The sequence below is a fragment of the Virgibacillus byunsanensis genome, assembly GCF_042675965.1.
GTDB classification, from domain to species: Bacteria; Bacillota; Bacilli; order Bacillales; family Amphibacillaceae; genus Virgibacillus_R; species Virgibacillus_R byunsanensis.
Map to the genome: position 1 here is coordinate 1 of NZ_JBHTKJ010000020.1, position 16,452 is coordinate 16,452.

General features: G+C 35.6%; 13 protein-coding genes and 2 pseudogenes. 14 read left to right on the forward strand and 1 reads right to left on the reverse strand.

What is annotated here, in order from left to right; translation table 11 throughout:
- Positions 1–203: 203 nt before the first annotated feature.
- The 4 genes from ACFQ3N_RS08490 to ACFQ3N_RS08505 all read left to right on the forward strand — a co-directional run bounded on the left by ACFQ3N_RS08490 (position 204) and on the right by ACFQ3N_RS08505 (position 4,748).
- Positions 204–335 carry a hypothetical protein gene (locus tag ACFQ3N_RS08490; protein ID WP_390361410.1) on the forward strand — a complete coding sequence of 44 codons (132 nt, stop codon included), beginning with the start codon at positions 204–206 and terminating at the stop codon, positions 333–335.
- Between the two features lie 86 nt (positions 336–421).
- Positions 422–661, forward strand: coding sequence for a hypothetical protein (locus ACFQ3N_RS08495; RefSeq protein WP_390361412.1), 240 nt, complete (start codon positions 422–424; stop codon positions 659–661).
- Positions 662–837: 176 nt separating this feature from the next.
- Positions 838–1,134 (forward strand): hypothetical protein, encoded by a 297-nt coding sequence (locus ACFQ3N_RS08500; RefSeq protein ID WP_390361414.1) that lies wholly within the window; start codon positions 838–840, stop codon positions 1,132–1,134.
- Positions 1,135–1,490: 356 nt separating this feature from the next.
- Positions 1,491–4,748 carry a hypothetical protein gene (locus ACFQ3N_RS08505; RefSeq protein WP_390361416.1) on the forward strand — a complete coding sequence of 1,086 codons (3,258 nt, stop codon included), beginning with the start codon at positions 1,491–1,493 and terminating at the stop codon, positions 4,746–4,748.
- A 310-nt stretch (positions 4,749–5,058) separates the two neighbouring features.
- Here the strand turns inward: ACFQ3N_RS08505 and ACFQ3N_RS08510 are convergent, their stop codons facing one another.
- Positions 5,059–5,355, reverse strand: coding sequence for a hypothetical protein (locus tag ACFQ3N_RS08510; RefSeq protein WP_390361418.1), 297 nt, complete (start codon positions 5,353–5,355; stop codon positions 5,059–5,061).
- Positions 5,356–6,856: 1,501 nt separating this feature from the next.
- Between ACFQ3N_RS08510 and ACFQ3N_RS08515 the strand changes: the two genes are divergently transcribed.
- The 10 genes and pseudogenes from ACFQ3N_RS08515 to ACFQ3N_RS08560 all read left to right on the forward strand — a co-directional run bounded on the left by ACFQ3N_RS08515 (position 6,857) and on the right by ACFQ3N_RS08560 (position 16,313).
- Entirely contained in the window at positions 6,857–8,080 is a 1,224-nt protein-coding gene (locus ACFQ3N_RS08515; protein ID WP_390361420.1) for a molybdopterin-dependent oxidoreductase, read from the forward strand.
- 174 nt (positions 8,081–8,254) lie between these two features.
- Positions 8,255–8,704, forward strand: a pseudogene (locus tag ACFQ3N_RS08520) (COG4315 family predicted lipoprotein); the annotation flags it as partial.
- Positions 8,705–8,770: 66 nt separating this feature from the next.
- Positions 8,771–9,115, forward strand: a pseudogene (locus tag ACFQ3N_RS08525) (COG4315 family predicted lipoprotein); the annotation flags it as partial.
- Positions 9,116–9,233: 118 nt separating this feature from the next.
- Positions 9,234–9,788 (forward strand): RNA polymerase sigma factor, encoded by a 555-nt coding sequence (locus ACFQ3N_RS08530; RefSeq protein WP_390361422.1) that lies wholly within the window; start codon positions 9,234–9,236, stop codon positions 9,786–9,788.
- Entirely contained in the window at positions 9,789–10,520 is a 732-nt protein-coding gene (locus ACFQ3N_RS08535; RefSeq protein ID WP_390361424.1) for an anti-sigma factor, read from the forward strand.
- Between the two features lie 158 nt (positions 10,521–10,678).
- Entirely contained in the window at positions 10,679–11,722 is a 1,044-nt protein-coding gene (locus ACFQ3N_RS08540) for a YVTN family beta-propeller repeat protein (protein WP_390361426.1), read from the forward strand.
- A 533-nt stretch (positions 11,723–12,255) separates the two neighbouring features.
- Positions 12,256–12,390: a hypothetical protein gene (locus ACFQ3N_RS08545; protein ID WP_390361428.1), complete on the forward strand. Its 135-nt coding sequence runs from the start codon at positions 12,256–12,258 to the stop codon at positions 12,388–12,390.
- A gap of 184 nt (positions 12,391–12,574) precedes the next feature.
- The gene (fabF, locus tag ACFQ3N_RS08550; RefSeq protein ID WP_390361429.1) at positions 12,575–13,804 is read left to right on the forward strand and encodes a beta-ketoacyl-ACP synthase II; all 1,230 of its coding nucleotides are present in this window, start codon (positions 12,575–12,577) and stop codon (positions 13,802–13,804) included.
- A 273-nt stretch (positions 13,805–14,077) separates the two neighbouring features.
- Positions 14,078–15,820 carry a class I adenylate-forming enzyme family protein gene (locus tag ACFQ3N_RS08555; protein ID WP_390361431.1) on the forward strand — a complete coding sequence of 581 codons (1,743 nt, stop codon included), beginning with the start codon at positions 14,078–14,080 and terminating at the stop codon, positions 15,818–15,820.
- 28 nt (positions 15,821–15,848) lie between these two features.
- A complete protein-coding gene (locus tag ACFQ3N_RS08560; RefSeq protein WP_390361432.1) occupies positions 15,849–16,313 on the forward strand; it encodes an acyl-CoA thioesterase in 465 nt (154 codons plus the stop codon).
- Positions 16,314–16,452: the final 139 nt, after the last annotated feature.

Sequence of the window (16,452 nt, forward strand, 5' to 3'; positions counted from 1 at the left end):
TGAACAGTGACACGCTTTACAGCTGGTTAAATGGAACACTTTTTTCTAGCTGCGAAAGTTGAGTTATTTATAAAACAAATCGAAGACCGAATCAAATCTATAGAGGTATTTTATTTTATTTATGCATTAATCAATTTGTGAATCATATCATATCCGCGTATAATTACGACAATTATAAAAGGTGAATGAAGGGCGGAATGTCAATGAATAGCGAAGTATCAAAAATAAAGATAGGTAATCAATTACAGCATTTGATAGAAATTAATGGGTTTGATATTTTTAGAAATTCATTAATGGAAAATCTAGAATTTGACCAATCAACTCTACAGAAGTGATTATAAAATATTTAGTTCTTACCCAGAACAGTTGGGTAAGAGCTACCACAATAAAGTATCTCTATAAAAGACGAGGAGGAGATTGAATGAAAAAAGCAGTTGGCTATATAAAGGTAAGAAAAGACCGTGTAAACAGTCAACTTAATCAATTGGTTGTAGAGGGTATAAAAGAGATTTGTAAACGAAATAATTGGGAATTGGTTCAAATTTATCAAGATAAGGTTACTCGAAGATCTAGCCATAAGAAGGAATCAAGGAAATTGTTTACTGATATGAAAATCAATAACTCCGCTGATGTCACAATAATTTTTTGCTTCGGAGAGTAGTTGATTTATGGACCTAACGAGATTGACTTCGTTTTAATGGAAGATTTGAAGATTGCGGATAAAGTAAAAAAGAACTTTTCATACTTAGTCTTAAAAACGCTTAAAAAATACTATGAAGTGTAGCAATAATGTTACAAATTAACGCTACACCTTTTAATACAGGAGGTCATATAAAAATGAAAAAGAAAATGAAAGCAGTAGGTTACGTATCAGTTATAAAAAAATATCCAAAAAGTAAGGAACATCAAAAAGTTATGCAGGGATTCCAATTGCTATGTGATAAGAAAGGATGGGAACTAGTTAAAATCTATGAAGATAAGAAGGAATCTTCCAAAGATCCAACACCTGAGATGGCTAGAATGTTTAGGGAGGTATCAATGAACAAAGATAGTGATATAGAAATCACAATTCACTATGTTTTTGGAGGCTACATGGTAAATCAAAAAAAGCAGGACACTGTTTCAAACCTCTAGAATGATTTAATTTATAATAAAAAAACTGGGTGGGTCGATACAGGGAGGTAAGACCAACCTCAAGTTAAAGAAGGAAATAACCAAAAGAAGAATTGCTGATGTATTCAAAAATAAAAGAGGAAGTAACTAGCACAAGAATAGGAACATTTCAGTAGTAAAATGTTCATGTTACCAAACCTGCAAAAAACATGTGATTGAGAAGTTTTTTAGTAATATACGAGAGGTAGCCAATGAGATTGCATGGAAGGGCAGTCTTTTTGTTTGCTTTTTTTATATTGTTTACCTGAATCTTTATTTGTTGTTTCTTCCATTTATACATTAGAACCATTATAGTTTTTAGTAAGAGGAGGGCTGGTATGAAAACGCCATATGAATTTTATAAGAAAATGCATCCACAACAATTTTCAGATTCAAAGAGTACTAGAAAAATTGATTTGAGCAAAGATATGTTTGATTACTACTTAGAAACATTAACAAGTAGGAGTCAAGAAAAAGAATTTGAAAACTTCTGCAGGAAAATAGCTGAAAAAGAAATCTGTCCAAATCTAATCATTCAGACAGGTCCTACTGGTGGTGGAGATAGTAAAGTTGATACCGAAACTTACCCAGTTTCAGATGACATTGCACTGTCTTGGTACAGTGGCGTTGGTAGAGAGGCTTCTAAGGAAAGATGGGCTTTTGCCATTAGTGCAAAGAAAGATTGGAAAAGTAAAGTAAAATCGGATGTCAAAAAAATTGTAGGGACTGGTAGGGGATATAGTGTTATTTATTTTATGAGTAACCAGTTTATTTCTGATAAAAAGAGGGCTGATACTGAAGATGAACTAAGGAAAACGTATGAAGTAAATATCAGAATCCTCGATAAAATGTGGTTACTTGAGAAAGTGTTTAGTAGTAAGCATGAAAAAATTGCAGTTGAATGTTTTAATATCTCAGATAGATTTAGAGAAGCCGATGAAATAGGAAGTAGAGATTATGCGAGAAAAAAGAGACTGGATGACATTGAGGGACAGATTAAAGAGGATATAGAAAATGGTAATTATCACATACTTTCAGAAAAGGCTTTAGAAGCTGCGATAATTAGTAGAGAACTGGAACTTCCAAATATAGAAACTTCCGGGAAATTTGAGAGGGCAAAAAATATAATTAAAAGATACGGAACACATGTACAGAAAAAGGAATGTTTGTATCAATGGGCTTGGTCTATGTATTGGTGGTACATGGATTATGATGATTTTTACTTAAGATATCATGATTTTGAATCCCTAGTAATTGATAGTTCTAATGTTTATGATTTGGAAAAGTTAACTAATCTTTGGATGAATTTACACACTATTACAAAGGGTGATAAGAGTAAATATAATTTTGAAGCACATACAACAGCAATACAAGAAGAATATGAAAAATTCATTTCAGATACATCAAGGCCTAATGCAGCTTTACAAGCCAAAGCAACTTATATAAATGTGAAATTGTTTATGGGTGGAGATATAAATCCATTAGTAGATGAATTTATTGAAATTGTAGAGCAAGGGAAAGATTCATTAGAATTTAATTTCTTAACAATAAAAAGAATAATTACGGAATTTCCAATATACCAAAAGGCGAGAAATTACGATACTCTTTTTGAACTACTAGTTTCAATTAGTGTGGAGAGAAAATCAGAAATTGAGGCAGCAAGATTATTAATAATCCGAAGTGAACAACTCATGAAAGAAAAACCATATACTGCCATTCGATTCTTGGGAAGAGCGATAGTAAAAATGACTAAAGATGAAAGTAAAAAAGAATTAACAAGGGCATTACTATTGATGGGACAGTTGTTTGAGAGTGTAGACTTAAATTGGGCAGCACGTGGTTATTATTTAAACGCGTTTCATCTGTCTATTAATGAGTATTTTAATTTAGGTGAGGTAAATCCTGCGCTTATTGGAAGCTTAAATAGCGTAAAGTTTATAGAACTGAAATTAGGAAGATTAATTCACTCATCAGAGTTTTACAAGTTAGAACAAATTGTAATTAATCTGTACCTATCAAATAATCCAGAAAATGAATTGAAAGATATTGTGGAACAAGAATACAATTATGATTTCATTTTGGGTATACAAATATTTAGGACAGATTTAAATGATTTAAAAAAACTTTCATATTTTCCGAATTATTTAGAGGAGTGGGGATTAGAATTTTCGTCTATAGCTATAAAATATTGTTTAGGCCATGTAGATGAAGAATTTAGCAATTCTTTTAATAATAATACGGAAGCGATGGAAGATTTTATAACTAAGTGGTACAATCAACCGGCTAGATTACAATTGATAGGATTACCATGGTATGGTACACGGAATAGCTATATTTTAAGTAGTAAAGTGATTGGATGTAAAATAAATATTTCCTCTGATATTCATTTCCCTTGTATTGAAATTGGCGAAAGTATATTAGGGTCAATTGAAGGTTTCCTATCCACTGGGACCGTAGATAAAATTCATTCATTTATTCCAGAAATCAATTTGCAAATTAAGTATATTGGACATGATGAGTTCTCCCTAAAAATAAAAAGGGATGAAGATAGCATTAATCCTAAATATATAATAACTTGTTCAAGCTATCCAGAAATAAATACGCCTGATGTTCAGATGAAAGTAAAAGAGTTTATAAAAGATGCAACAATTCAATTAATGGCTGAAATGGTTAATCTTGAATCATTTGATACTGCCGTTAAGCAAATGCTTGCAAAAGACAGTGCTTTAGATAGAGCAATCAATTTTACAGGCAGTTCATCAATAGTATTTGAATATTTTAGTAAAGAAACACCTACGGTCAATAGTGTAGTCGAAAAGAATGGCTCAGAATTTGCATTAGAAAGAAAGAAACCTGTATATATAGTAGATACTCTTATAAATGAAGAAAAAGAAGAGAATAACGATACAATTGATGTTAAATATGAGAAACCATCTGAAGAAGAATTTAACATAGAAAATACTAAACAATCTGATATAGAAACTTTAGATATTATCAATATACCTTTATGGGAACAGTCTAAGTGGAAGGGGATATATTTTACTGGAGAATCTTCGCCTTTACCAGTATTTTCACCAATGTTTTCTTATGGTAAAGCTGGTCAGGAAATATTTAGAGAATGGATTGAGAAAGTAGGAAATGTTGATACGAAGAATAATATTAGGGTTTGCATAATAAAAGGGGTGAATAGAAATAAGCCTTATGATTATAGGGTTCTATTTACCGCTAATGAAAATTTAATAAGAACGAATAATTTAACGTCTAATAATTTAATAATGAGTCCAGCACGTATTATAACAATGGAACCAAGTGATCATGTCAACCTAGACATGTTTATTGAAGCATATAAAAAGGTCGGGAAATATATAATGTTTCCCAGTTCGTTTAATGAGAATAAATCTTTATTTATGAATAAGGAATTGAATATTATAAAAAATGAAATTGAAATAATAAATGCGTGGCAGATAGATGAGGGTAGTTATCTTTCACTTGCAATATTACCAGCCGATGAACCTGTAATTCCAGCAGTTGTTAAAGATGCACCAGTATTAAAGGTTTTTGATAGAAATAAAAAGTTCAAAAATAAAATGGATTGATAACCCCGATGAGTGAATATGAACAAACACTAAATAAATACGATTCATATACAATATTGTTTATTTCAAATCGGTTGTTAAAATGTTAATACAAAAAAGGAGGTATCAATTAGTGTACCAATTGTGCCTCCCTAAAATCATCTCCATTTATTGTTTCCTAGCCTTTTTAAACACGTTACTTTAGAAGTTTTGAGGTTAGTTGCAATATAGAATTCTCAAAATGGTAAATCAGGAACATCCTCATCATCATAAGGATAAGAATATTCATTTATAATCCAACTTGTGATAGGTGGTATGTTAATAAATTCACTCATATCAAAAGACAGTCAGTCCCATCAAATTTCACACCCTTTTCAGTTTTAGGTAACAGTACCTTGGTTACGTCCTTATTAACAACAAGAAATGTAATAAACTGTTCCCATGCAGGCAAATCATCACAATCCTCGGTCTTATTTAAATCATGAAAAATTGCCATTAGTTCAATTTCATTATATCCATTTGATTTTTCTTTTTCCGCTTCACAATACTCGAAGATTTCTTCATAGAATTCACTTGTATACTGATTCCTTGTAGTTGCAAAATAAGCAACTGCTTTGTATTTTTGCATACCATCTCCTCCTTAATGATTCCATATTTTTAATTTCATAAGGAGTATAACAAGAATTAAAAAAGACCACATCTTCATTTATTAAAATTATTGATAAATATTGCAATGGTATAAGCATGTATCACAGGATACTATATAAAAAAAGCAGGTTCTATTCACCCGCTTCTCATTGTGAATTCTATAATAATGTATTCTAGATTATCTTCTTTAATTGAAATGTTATGTGTTTTCAAGACACATGCCCCGCACACCAATCTTTTTTATCTCACCATGGAAGTATACTTATTTTAACAAAATTTCAGATTCAAAGCCCAATTCCAATTTGCCGTAGTACTTGTTTTTACCAGCGCCAAGTACTCTTAAAGCCAAAAGATAATTTTACTGCTCGAAGATGAATTTGTAATGGTTGTTGCAGAGACTTTTGATGACATACGTGCTGTCAAATCTTTTCTCTTAGACTATGCAATAGAAGTAAATTTAGAAAAGGTAAGTGAACTTAGAAATGATTTAATCTTCGGTCGTTAACTTAGGTAAAAGAACCATTCCTCTTGTAGAATGGTTTCTTCTCTTTATGTCTGATAGATAGTAATAATATCTATAATGGATTTGTACGGTCCCTATTTCGGAAATATTTTGAATAAGTGGTAATTGTAACAATTAACACTAAACTAGATTTTCTTCAACACGTGTTTAATAAAATTAGAGTAGGATGTATTAGATATTGTTTAAATACATAAAAGGACACCTAAACGGTAATAATGAAGGATTGTTTATATGGACAATCCTTACAAAAGAATTATTACTCATGACATTAACTTTTAAAACTATTGTTACCTAACACCTTGTAATGAGTTTTAACGTAAGAATTAATGAAAGGATTGTCTGAAAGTGGTAAAAGGAGAACATATACTTCAAGAAGAATACGGTACAACAAAGAAAGCTTCCTCGTTTTATGAAAATCAGATTCTTGATAATCTTAATGAACAAATGATTGCGTAGTTCAAATAGAAAATCAAGTTCATGCAAACTTTTTTAAATAATTATTTAAATTTCCAAATGCGTGATCTGACTCCTTCGTCTATTAAGCAATAGGTATTACAATCTTGCGAGGAAGTGTTGGAAAAGATATTCATTTATTGGTGTCGTGTCCACCTAGTCTTACCCCGAGAAATTACGCAATATCTAAAAGGGAGATAATCAAGAATTCTTCAGGCTCAATTTCCTGGGCTGAAAAAGAGATTAGGATTAGCACTTGTAGGCAAGAGGTTATTTCTGTCCCACAGTTGGAACGATAAATGAAGAAATGATTAGAAATTATATCGCAGATCAATTTGGTGAAGAAAAGGAATGACTACCTAGGCTAAAGCGGGTGGATTCGGATATATATACTGGAATGTAGTTGGGTATTTTCGTTATATAATCACTAAAAAATTTATTTTCAGGCAAACCGTTAAATATTTTTGTCCGTTACCTTTGTGAAAACAATTAGGGGGGATAATGAATGAACTGGAGAATATTTATTGCTCGCAATCTAAAGTTTGGCCGAAAACTTACACGTCTGCACCATCTCAATGCTATTCTTTTTCTTGTTTTGACTGTAACCGGATTTGTTTTGTTTTCGTCGTTTTATCGCACAACCTTTCCCGGCTCGCGTGTACTTATAAAAGATTTCCATGTTTGGATAGGAATTCTTAGTATGCTGCCGGTTTTATTTTACATGCCTAAAATGACGAAACATCTGAAAACATTACGGAAACGAAAAAATCACCGACTGAATTTGTATACGGTACTCAGTATATTAGCTGCATTGATTATTTCAGGATTATTGCTAACTTACCATCGTCAGATTCCACCTCAGCTCAGTTCGTTCGCTTTAATTGTTCATGACCTTGCTACGTGGCTAGGTGTGCCATATGTTATCTATCATAGTGTAACAAGAAGTCAATGGTTCAAAAATATTGGAAAAACACGGCAAGAAAAAATGAGAATTACACCAATGCTGATTGACCGCGAAAATCCTATTTTAAAACGCCGTTCTTTTCTTAGGGTGCTGACTGGCGGTGTATTGGCGGTTATTTTTCTTCCGTTGTTTGGTAACTGGCTGAAACCCTATTTACCGACAATGGCTGGATCCTCCTCACCCAAAACGGATGGAAACAAATTCGACCCATTACCACAGCCGAAAAATCCTGAGCCGATTGGTGGTGGACGGAAAGGGCAATTTCGCAATTATACGGTTACGGAAGTTCCGACATTTACTGATGAAAATTGGCATTTTACAATCGATGGCTTAGTGAAAAAGCGTCAAAAATATAATTGGCGGGAGTTCGTGAAGTTAAAGCGTAGTGTACAAGTGAGCGACTTTCATTGTGTGACAGGTTGGAGTGTTTATAATATTACATGGGAAGGGATTCCATTGAAAAATATACTACAGGATTCAGGAATCGACCAGAGAGCGAACTATGTGAAGTTTTATTCTGGAGATGGGGTTTATACAGATTCACTAACGATTGATCAAGCAATGCAGGATGATATGATCGTTGCGGTCTTGATGGATGGTGAATTGATCCCGGGGCAAAACGGTGGTCCTGTTAGGCTGATCACACCAAAAATGTATGCTTATAAATCGGTTAAATGGTTGAACCGAATTGAACTTATTGAAAATGAACACGTTGGCTTTTGGGAGCAGCGCGGTTATGAGAAGGATGCTTGGGTTAGGTCTTGATGCGTAAAATAGTCTGGTTCAAATATCAGGACATATACAGTGATAGTTATATATTTAACGTATGCATGATGACAGCATCTATATAAAAAACTTTATTTTTGAGCAAACCGTTCCATGATTTTGTCCGTTACCTTAGATGAAAACAATTTGGGAGGGACTAAAATGAAAAAATGGATGTTTTGCTTAACTATTTTAACAACTATCTTGTTATTGGCTGCTTGTAGTAATGGATCTAATGAAGAATCTCAAGATGAGCAGGCAAACAATGACACACCAGAAACTGAGGAAACAAGTGATGGTGCAGATGATGAAGCGAAAAGCCTGCAATTATTAGAAAATGACGATGCAGGAAAATACTTAGCAGACTCTAAAGGGATGACACTCTATTATTTTACAAAAGATGAGGAAGGAAAGAGTAATTGCAGCGGGAAATGTCTAGAAAATTGGCCTGCATTCACTGCGCAAGATTTCGAAGTTCCTGAAGGATTTAATCAGGATGACTTTGGTACAATAATACGAGAGGAAACTGGGGAAGAACAAGTAACCTATAAGGGTTATCCACTTTATTATTTTGTCAAAGATAAGGAAAAGGGCGATGTGAATGGACAGGGTGTAAAAGATGTTTGGTATATTGTAAATAGCAAAACAACATTTGATAAGGCTACTGATGAAAACGCGAGCAGTGAATCAGCTTCATTGCAATTGTTAGAAAATGATGATGTAGGAAAATACTTAGCCGATTCTAAAGGGATGACACTCTATTACTTTACAAAAGATGGGGAAGGAAAGAGTAATTGCAGCGGAAAGTGCCTGAAAAATTGGCCTGCATTCACTGCACAAGACTTCGAAGTGCCAGAAGGATTTAATAAAGACGATTTTGATACCATAACCCGCGAGGATACGGGGGAAGAGCAAGTAACGTATAAGGGTTATCCGCTGTATTATTTTGTAAAAGATAAGGCAAAAGGCGATGTAAACGGACAAGGTGTAAAAGATGTCTGGTATATTGTCAATACGGAAACAACGTTTAAGTAGTATAATGACGACGGCTTTCAAAGGAACGATCACCGATGTGATGGTTCCTTTTCTTCTCTTTAGCTAGTATAATGAAACCATTGACAGCAATGCGAATGGAGAGGAGAGCCTGATCGTTGTGAAAGATAAAACGGATGCTGAACTAATCGGATTAATAAATCAAAACCATCGTCCCGCATTAGAAGAGATTTACGAACGGTATATAAAGCTGATCTATAGTTTTGTTTATAAATTCAGTAATGGAAACGAGGAAGTAGCCAAAGAAATGGTTCAACTGACCTTTCTAAGACTTTGGACGACCAAAAGCAGTTATGATCCCTCTAAAGGCAAGTTCGTTAATTGGTTACTGACAATTGTACGAAGTGTGTGTATTGATCACATTAGGAAAGAGAAAAAGCATGCCCATCCAAATCACCACTATGATACGGATCGAACGCTAAATGTGGCAGACTCCTATGATCAAATCGAAGAAACACTACGGGAAACGGAAATTGCCAAGGCGAAAAACAGGTTGTCGGCTGCGCAACGAAGATTAATTGATTTGTTGTATTGGCAAGGATATTCGCTCACGGAAATAGCGGAAATGGAAAACACGCCGGTGGGAACCATCAAAAGCAGGCTTCATCAGTCGCTAAAACAATTAAAGAAACACTTGGAACTGGAGGGTTCATAAATGGAAAGGGAATGTGAACACCTACTTTCTTATATGGCAGGAACACTCGATGACATAGATAAAGAGAAATTTGAAACGCATCTGAACCAATGTGGGGCATGCAGAAAAGAATGTGAGGAACTAACTGATTCATGGGAGGCACTGCAATTCGATTTTGAGGAGCAGGAAGTACCGGAGTCGCTAAAGGCAGAAGTGTTTGATTTTGTGTTTGGAGAGGAGCAAAAAGAAGAGAATCCCCCGGTAAAAGATAGAATAAAAGCATGGGGATTTCTGTTGAAAAAACAATTTTCTCCTTTATCAGCAGGACTGGTTGCTATTTTGTTTGCTATTACGGCTACACTAACATATACCAATGTTCAATCAGCAAACAATCAGCCAAGCACACCAAATCAGCCAGCTGAAATTATGACTTCATTAAATTTGACTTCATCTAATGATACGATGCGTGATGCAGGTGGTTATGCGTATGTTGTGAAAGATAATCAGGTAAAAAAACTTGTGGTCCATGTTAATGGATTGCCAAAGTTAAAGGGTTCAGAAATATATCAGGTGTGGATGCTAAAGGATGGAAAACGAACAAATGCAGGCATGTTTAATACAAACGATTCTGGATCAGGGGTATTAACCTATACTTTATCTGATGATGAAGATGACTTTGAAAATATTGGTATCACAATGGAACCCGATCAAAACAACACCCAGCCTGAAGGGAAAAAAGTGGTAGGTTCGTAATAGGAGAAAATCGGAATATTGGATGGCAACTAAGAACCTAGGACTTATAGCAAAGTATAATATTTTCGGTGTCAGTATAAAAATTTCCTAAACAAGCAAACTGTTTTCTACCTTTATCCGTTTACTAGGATAAATAATCGTTTTTAGGAGGTTTTTTTATGCATAAAAAACTTATTTTGCTATATACAGTCATACTCATTACATTGACAATCCTTGTTAGCTGTACTGGAAACAGTGAAACAGGATTAGAGAATCTAGGCAGTGAAACAAAAAATGAAGAGCCGTCCAAATCAGGTCATGATGGTACTGGAACCAAGGTCTACGTCAATAACCGTGATGCAGGTGGCGTTCAAGTTATTGAATCCAGCACAAACGAAGTACTGGATACCATTAATGTTGGTGAAAAGCCCACCTATAATGAAATTGGGCCAAACGGAAAATATGTCTATGTCGTCAACAGTAAGTCTGAAGACGTATCAATTATTGACACTAAAACAAATAAAGTTGTTAAAACAATTCCTGTTGGCGAAACACCAAAAGGAGTTAATTTCACACCTGATGGAAAATGGGTGTTTGTTGTCAATGAAGGCGATGGAACTGTCACAGCAATTGAAACCAAATCCATGGAGAAGAAAGCGACGATAAAAGTTGGGGAAAATCCACATAATGGTGTAGCTAGTCGGGACAATAGCAAGTTTTATGTAACGAATACAGGTTCCAATTCTGTATCAGTTATTGATGTTGCATCCAAAAAAGTGATTCATACAATTGAAGGGATAGATGGTGCGCCACACAATATAAACATCACCCCTAACGGTAATACGTTGTTCGTTACTCTAACAAAAAATGGTGAGCTTGGGGTCATCGATTTAAATGAAGGTGAAATGACGACAACGATTACTGTAGGTACGGGGCATCATGTGGTAGATATCACTGCAGACGGTAAATATGCGTATGTCGGAAATATTGGCACAGATTTTGTCTCTGTTGTTGATATTTCCAAACAAAAAGAAATCAAACAAATTGTTGTTGGAATGGGGCCACATGGCGTTACCGTTTCAAAAGACGGAAAAACAGTTTATGTTGCTGTTACTAGCAAGGACCAGATCGCTGTTATCAACCGTGAGGAAAACGAAGTTATAAAACGGATTGATGTCGATACATTTCCATTCTTTATAAGTACACTGGAAAACCTCTCTTAAAAATACTTAGAGTAATTTTTAAAGCGTATTTGGTTTCAACTTTCACTTCTAAGTTGACTCTCAAACAATATATATTGTGAGAATTTTTCCTCTAAACTGAACCATTTTGTAAAAGCACAAGTTTTATTATCTAAAAAAGCGGGTTTTATCACCCGCTTCTCATTGTAAACTCCAAAATAATATACTCAGGATTATCTTCTTCAATTAAAAAGTTGTGTGGTTTCATGACACATGCCCCGCGGTACCACCCTTGTTACCTTACCATTACTGGAAAGGTCACTTTATTAATAAGCTCGAAAGTCCAATTCCAATTTACCTTGATGCTTGTTTACACCAGCCACAAGCTCTCTAAAAATCAGCGGGTAATTGTACTTTATCTTTGTCATTGCTAAATGTATTCATTTTATTTTATTATATACGATATTTTATAGCAAAATCAAGTATATAGGGAAAGCCACCCCATTGCACATTCATTGGGAGGAACCAGCCGATAAGAAGGCCGTCATGGTAATAGGTTAGCAAAAGCGGGAAGTGTGAAACAAACTATATTAGTTGTAGTAGATATTCGGGAACTTGTCAGCATTTTTTTGAAAAAATCTGGTTATGATGTGATTGAGGCCGCTGATGGGGAAAAGGCAAAAGAGGGCATAACATGTGAGACAGGCTAATTAAAGCTTGTTTTAATTTTTTGAAAATATGAAAATTACCCTTCGAAAGTTAATTCAATACTAATGTGAAGTCCAGGAACTGGATTGTCAAATTCACAAAATAATTTTAAATATGATAAAATACAGGTATAAATCGAGTGCTAATTTTATCTATAATTAGGAATTATTGAAAGGAAGTATAAGCTTGAAACGTAGAGTTGTGGTTACAGGGACGGGTGTAGTTTCTCCACTGGGAAATGATGTAGAAACCCTTTGGGATAACATAAAAAAGGGAAGTTCCGGCATCAAGCAGTTGGAATCCGAGGAATATAACGAAATCAACACAAAAATTGCAGGATATATAAATGATTTTCAAGGGGAGAAGTACCTTGAAGCTAAGGAAATAAAAAAGTATGATTTGTTTACACAATATGGGTACGCTGCTGCAATGCAGGCATTGGACCAGTCAAAAGTAAATCTGGATACGGTGGATAAGGATCGAGTTGGAATTTATATCGGCTCCGGTGCTGGAGGTCTGCAAACACTATTACATAATCACAAAACAATGTTGGAAAAGGGAGCGAATCGGGTGTCCCCATTCCTCATCCCAACGTCTATAAATAATATAGCTTCGGGATTAGTTGCAATTAAGACAGGTTTTCGTGGGCCAAGCTTTTCAACAGTTTCTGCTTGTGCGACGAGCAATCATGCTATTGGTGAAGCTTATTTAAATATTGCTCATGGATATTCAGATGCCATTTTAGCAGGTGGGGCAGAGGCTACCATTACACCACTTTATTTTGCCGGATTTTCAAAAATGCGTGCAATGTCAACTGAAAATGACACACCTAAAACGGCTTCTCGTCCATTTGATCGTAACCGTGATGGTTTTGTTATGTCAGAGGGTGCTGGTGTATTATTTTTGGAAGAATATGAACATGCAAAAAATCGTGGTGCACCTATACTTGGTGAAATTATCGGTTATGGAAGCACAACAGATGCATACCATATTACGGCGCCAGATTATCAAGGGGCTGTTAAAGCAATGAAGCTGGCAATGGAGCGGGCACAGATTCAGCCAGAAGATGTAGACTATATCAATGCTCATGGGACAAGTACTCCGGCGGGTGACATTTCTGAGACAAAAGCGATTAAAGAGGCTTTTGGGGACCATGCAAAACATCTCAAAGTTAGTTCTACGAAATCCATGACAGGTCATTTGTTTGGTGCAGCAGGAGGTATCGAGGCTATAATTACACTGAAAAGTATGGCAGAAAGTATTTTTCCACCGACGATTAACCTGGAAAGTCCAGATCCAGAATGTGACCTGGATTACGTAGAAAATAAAGCAGTGAAAGGTAACAATACGATTGCTTTATCCAATGGTTTTGGATTTGGCGGTCATAATGCTGTTATTGCTTTTAAGAAGGCCTGACTCTTTTGTGAGATTGCTTTCTGAAATAACATAGTAAAAGTCTGAATAGCAGTTGAAATCATGCAGACTCCTTGAGAATGCAAGCGCATTTTCTTCGTACAATGTAGCGCTGAGGGAGCTTTTCTTATCCAGCAGGAAGTGACAGAGTGAGACCGACAGCAGGAGGCCCGCGGGGCACCTGCGGAAAGCAAAGTGTATAAAAGCAATAAAATATACAAAAGTAACCCTTGTGATAAATTATTATTTTTTTAACAACATCAAGGAGGAGTATAAATGTCTACAATAACAAATCAAACTACTCTAAGTCAGAGTGTTTCTGAAAGACGAAAAGCATTAGAGGGCCGTTTTCCAGTATGGCCACGGGATACAATTGCGAGACACTTTTCAAAAGCATGTATTCAATATAGGGATAAACCTTATATCTACATAAATAATGAAGAAGTTACATATGGAGAAGTTTGGGACAGGGCTGTTCAATATGCAAAGGCATTTATAAAACTAGGGGTGAAGCGAAGAGATCATTTGGCGATTTTAATGGATAATGATTCCACCTTTCCATCATTGATGATTGCCTCTTCTCTGGTTGGGGCAGTATTTATTCCGATAAATGGGATGCTTACGAAGGATGAATTGAGGTATATAATTTCTCAGTCGGATACGCAATATTTAATTTTAGAGCAAAAGATAAAGAACAAACAGCATGGTGAAGTGGTTTCCGAATTACTGAATGAAGCGGATTTTCAAGAAAATAGTGAATTAGAGCAAGTTATTTGCTTTGAAAATAAAAAACAAGGTTCCGTCAAAGACAATTTTCTAATATGGGATGACTTTATTAAAGGATCAGAATCTGTTACAGATGAGGAACTGGAACAAAGGTGGGGTGAATCCTGTTATCCTGATGAAGTTGCTATTATAATGTATACATCTGGTTCTACTGGGAGCCCTAAAGGTGTAATGCTTACAGATGATATGCTTCTTCGTTCTGGATATGGTACATGTATGAGCAGGGCAATTGAAGAAGGACGGGTGACATTTGCTCCCCTGCCATTTTATCATTGTTTTGCTATTATTGAAGCGATCTTTGCTATGTCCTTTGTCGGTGGCTCTTTCATATCAGCACTTGGGGCATCTCCGCTTTTATCATTGCAGTTAATGGAGAAATACAAAGCAAACGATTATCTATGTGTACCCTCCACAATGGTCCCATTATTGAATCACCCGCGTGTTTCTGAATTTGATTTATCCAATCTTTTTGCCATGTGGTGTGGTGCAGCACCAGCGCCAGTTCCTGTATGGAAGAAGGCAGTAGAGGTACTTGGTTTAACTGAAATAATTACTGGATATGGTCAAACAGAGGTAGCGTCATCAGGGGTCACGACGGAAATTGGTGATTCGCTGGAACGCATTTCCACAAGGGTTGGTCGTCCGAAACTCAATGGGGTCAGTGGTCTGCCGGAATTTAGTGGCAGTTCTGTTCAGTATAAAACGATTGAACGGGATACCGGGAAAGATTTACCTGTTGGTTCTGTCGGTGAACTTGCAGTTAGGGGTGCTACGGTTACCCATGGTTATTATAAAAAGCAGGAAGAAACTGCAAAAGCAATAGATAAAGATGGATGGCTCCGTACAGGGGATGTTGGAAGAATTGATGAAAACGGATATATTCAGGTTCTTGGCAGAAGTAAAGAGATGTATAAGGTGTCAGGAGAATTGGTATCACCTCGTGAGGTAGAAATAGTAATCTCCCATCATCCAGCAGTCAGTCAAGTAAACGTTATTGGTGTACCAGATGCCCTAACAACGGAAATAGGTGCTGGATTTATTGAACTAAAAGAGGGCGAAACCTGTACAAGAAGGGACATTATAGACTGGTGTTCTTCCCGTCTTGCCCGTTTTAAAATTCCTCGTCATATTTGGTTTATAGGTTCTTCTGAATGGCCAATGACGAGCACAGGCAAAGTGCAGAAATTCCGTTTAATGGAAATAGCAGAAGAAAAACTATCCAAAAAAAATTGATGAAATTTTGAAAATGGGGGGATAAAAAATGACAGAAGCCTGGCAACTGGAAAAAATGCGTGTCCAATATAAGGATACGGACCAAATGGGTATCGTACATCATGGCAATTATGTAACCTGGTTTGAAGTTGGCCGTACCGAATGGATGCGTAATTACGGGATTGCGTATAAAAAGATGGAAAACCTAGGTCTACTGCTTCCGGTGATAGATGTAAATGTAAATTATAAAAAATCTGCCCACTTTGACGATTGTATCGCGATTTTTACGAAAATATCTAACCTTTCTCCAGTGCGTTTGGAGTTTTTATATGAAGCGAGAAAAATTAGTGAAAAAGAATTCAAACAAACCGTGAAGAAAGAGGCGATTGAACCTTTTGGGGAGCTGCTTGCAAAAGGTTCAACGATGCATATGTGGGTAAATCAGAAATGGAAACCAGCACGCATCAATAAAGAAGCACCTGAAGTTTATACTGCTCTTCAAAGTCTAATATAAGAATTAAGAGAGCGAAAAGAGACAGGATGGGATGGTTTAGAACGTACATTTCAACAGTTGGATCTAATACGTAGTTGATATAAACTGCGACGTAACTTTAGGCTTATTTCTAAGAACACGCGCTATTGCCGCCGTCTGG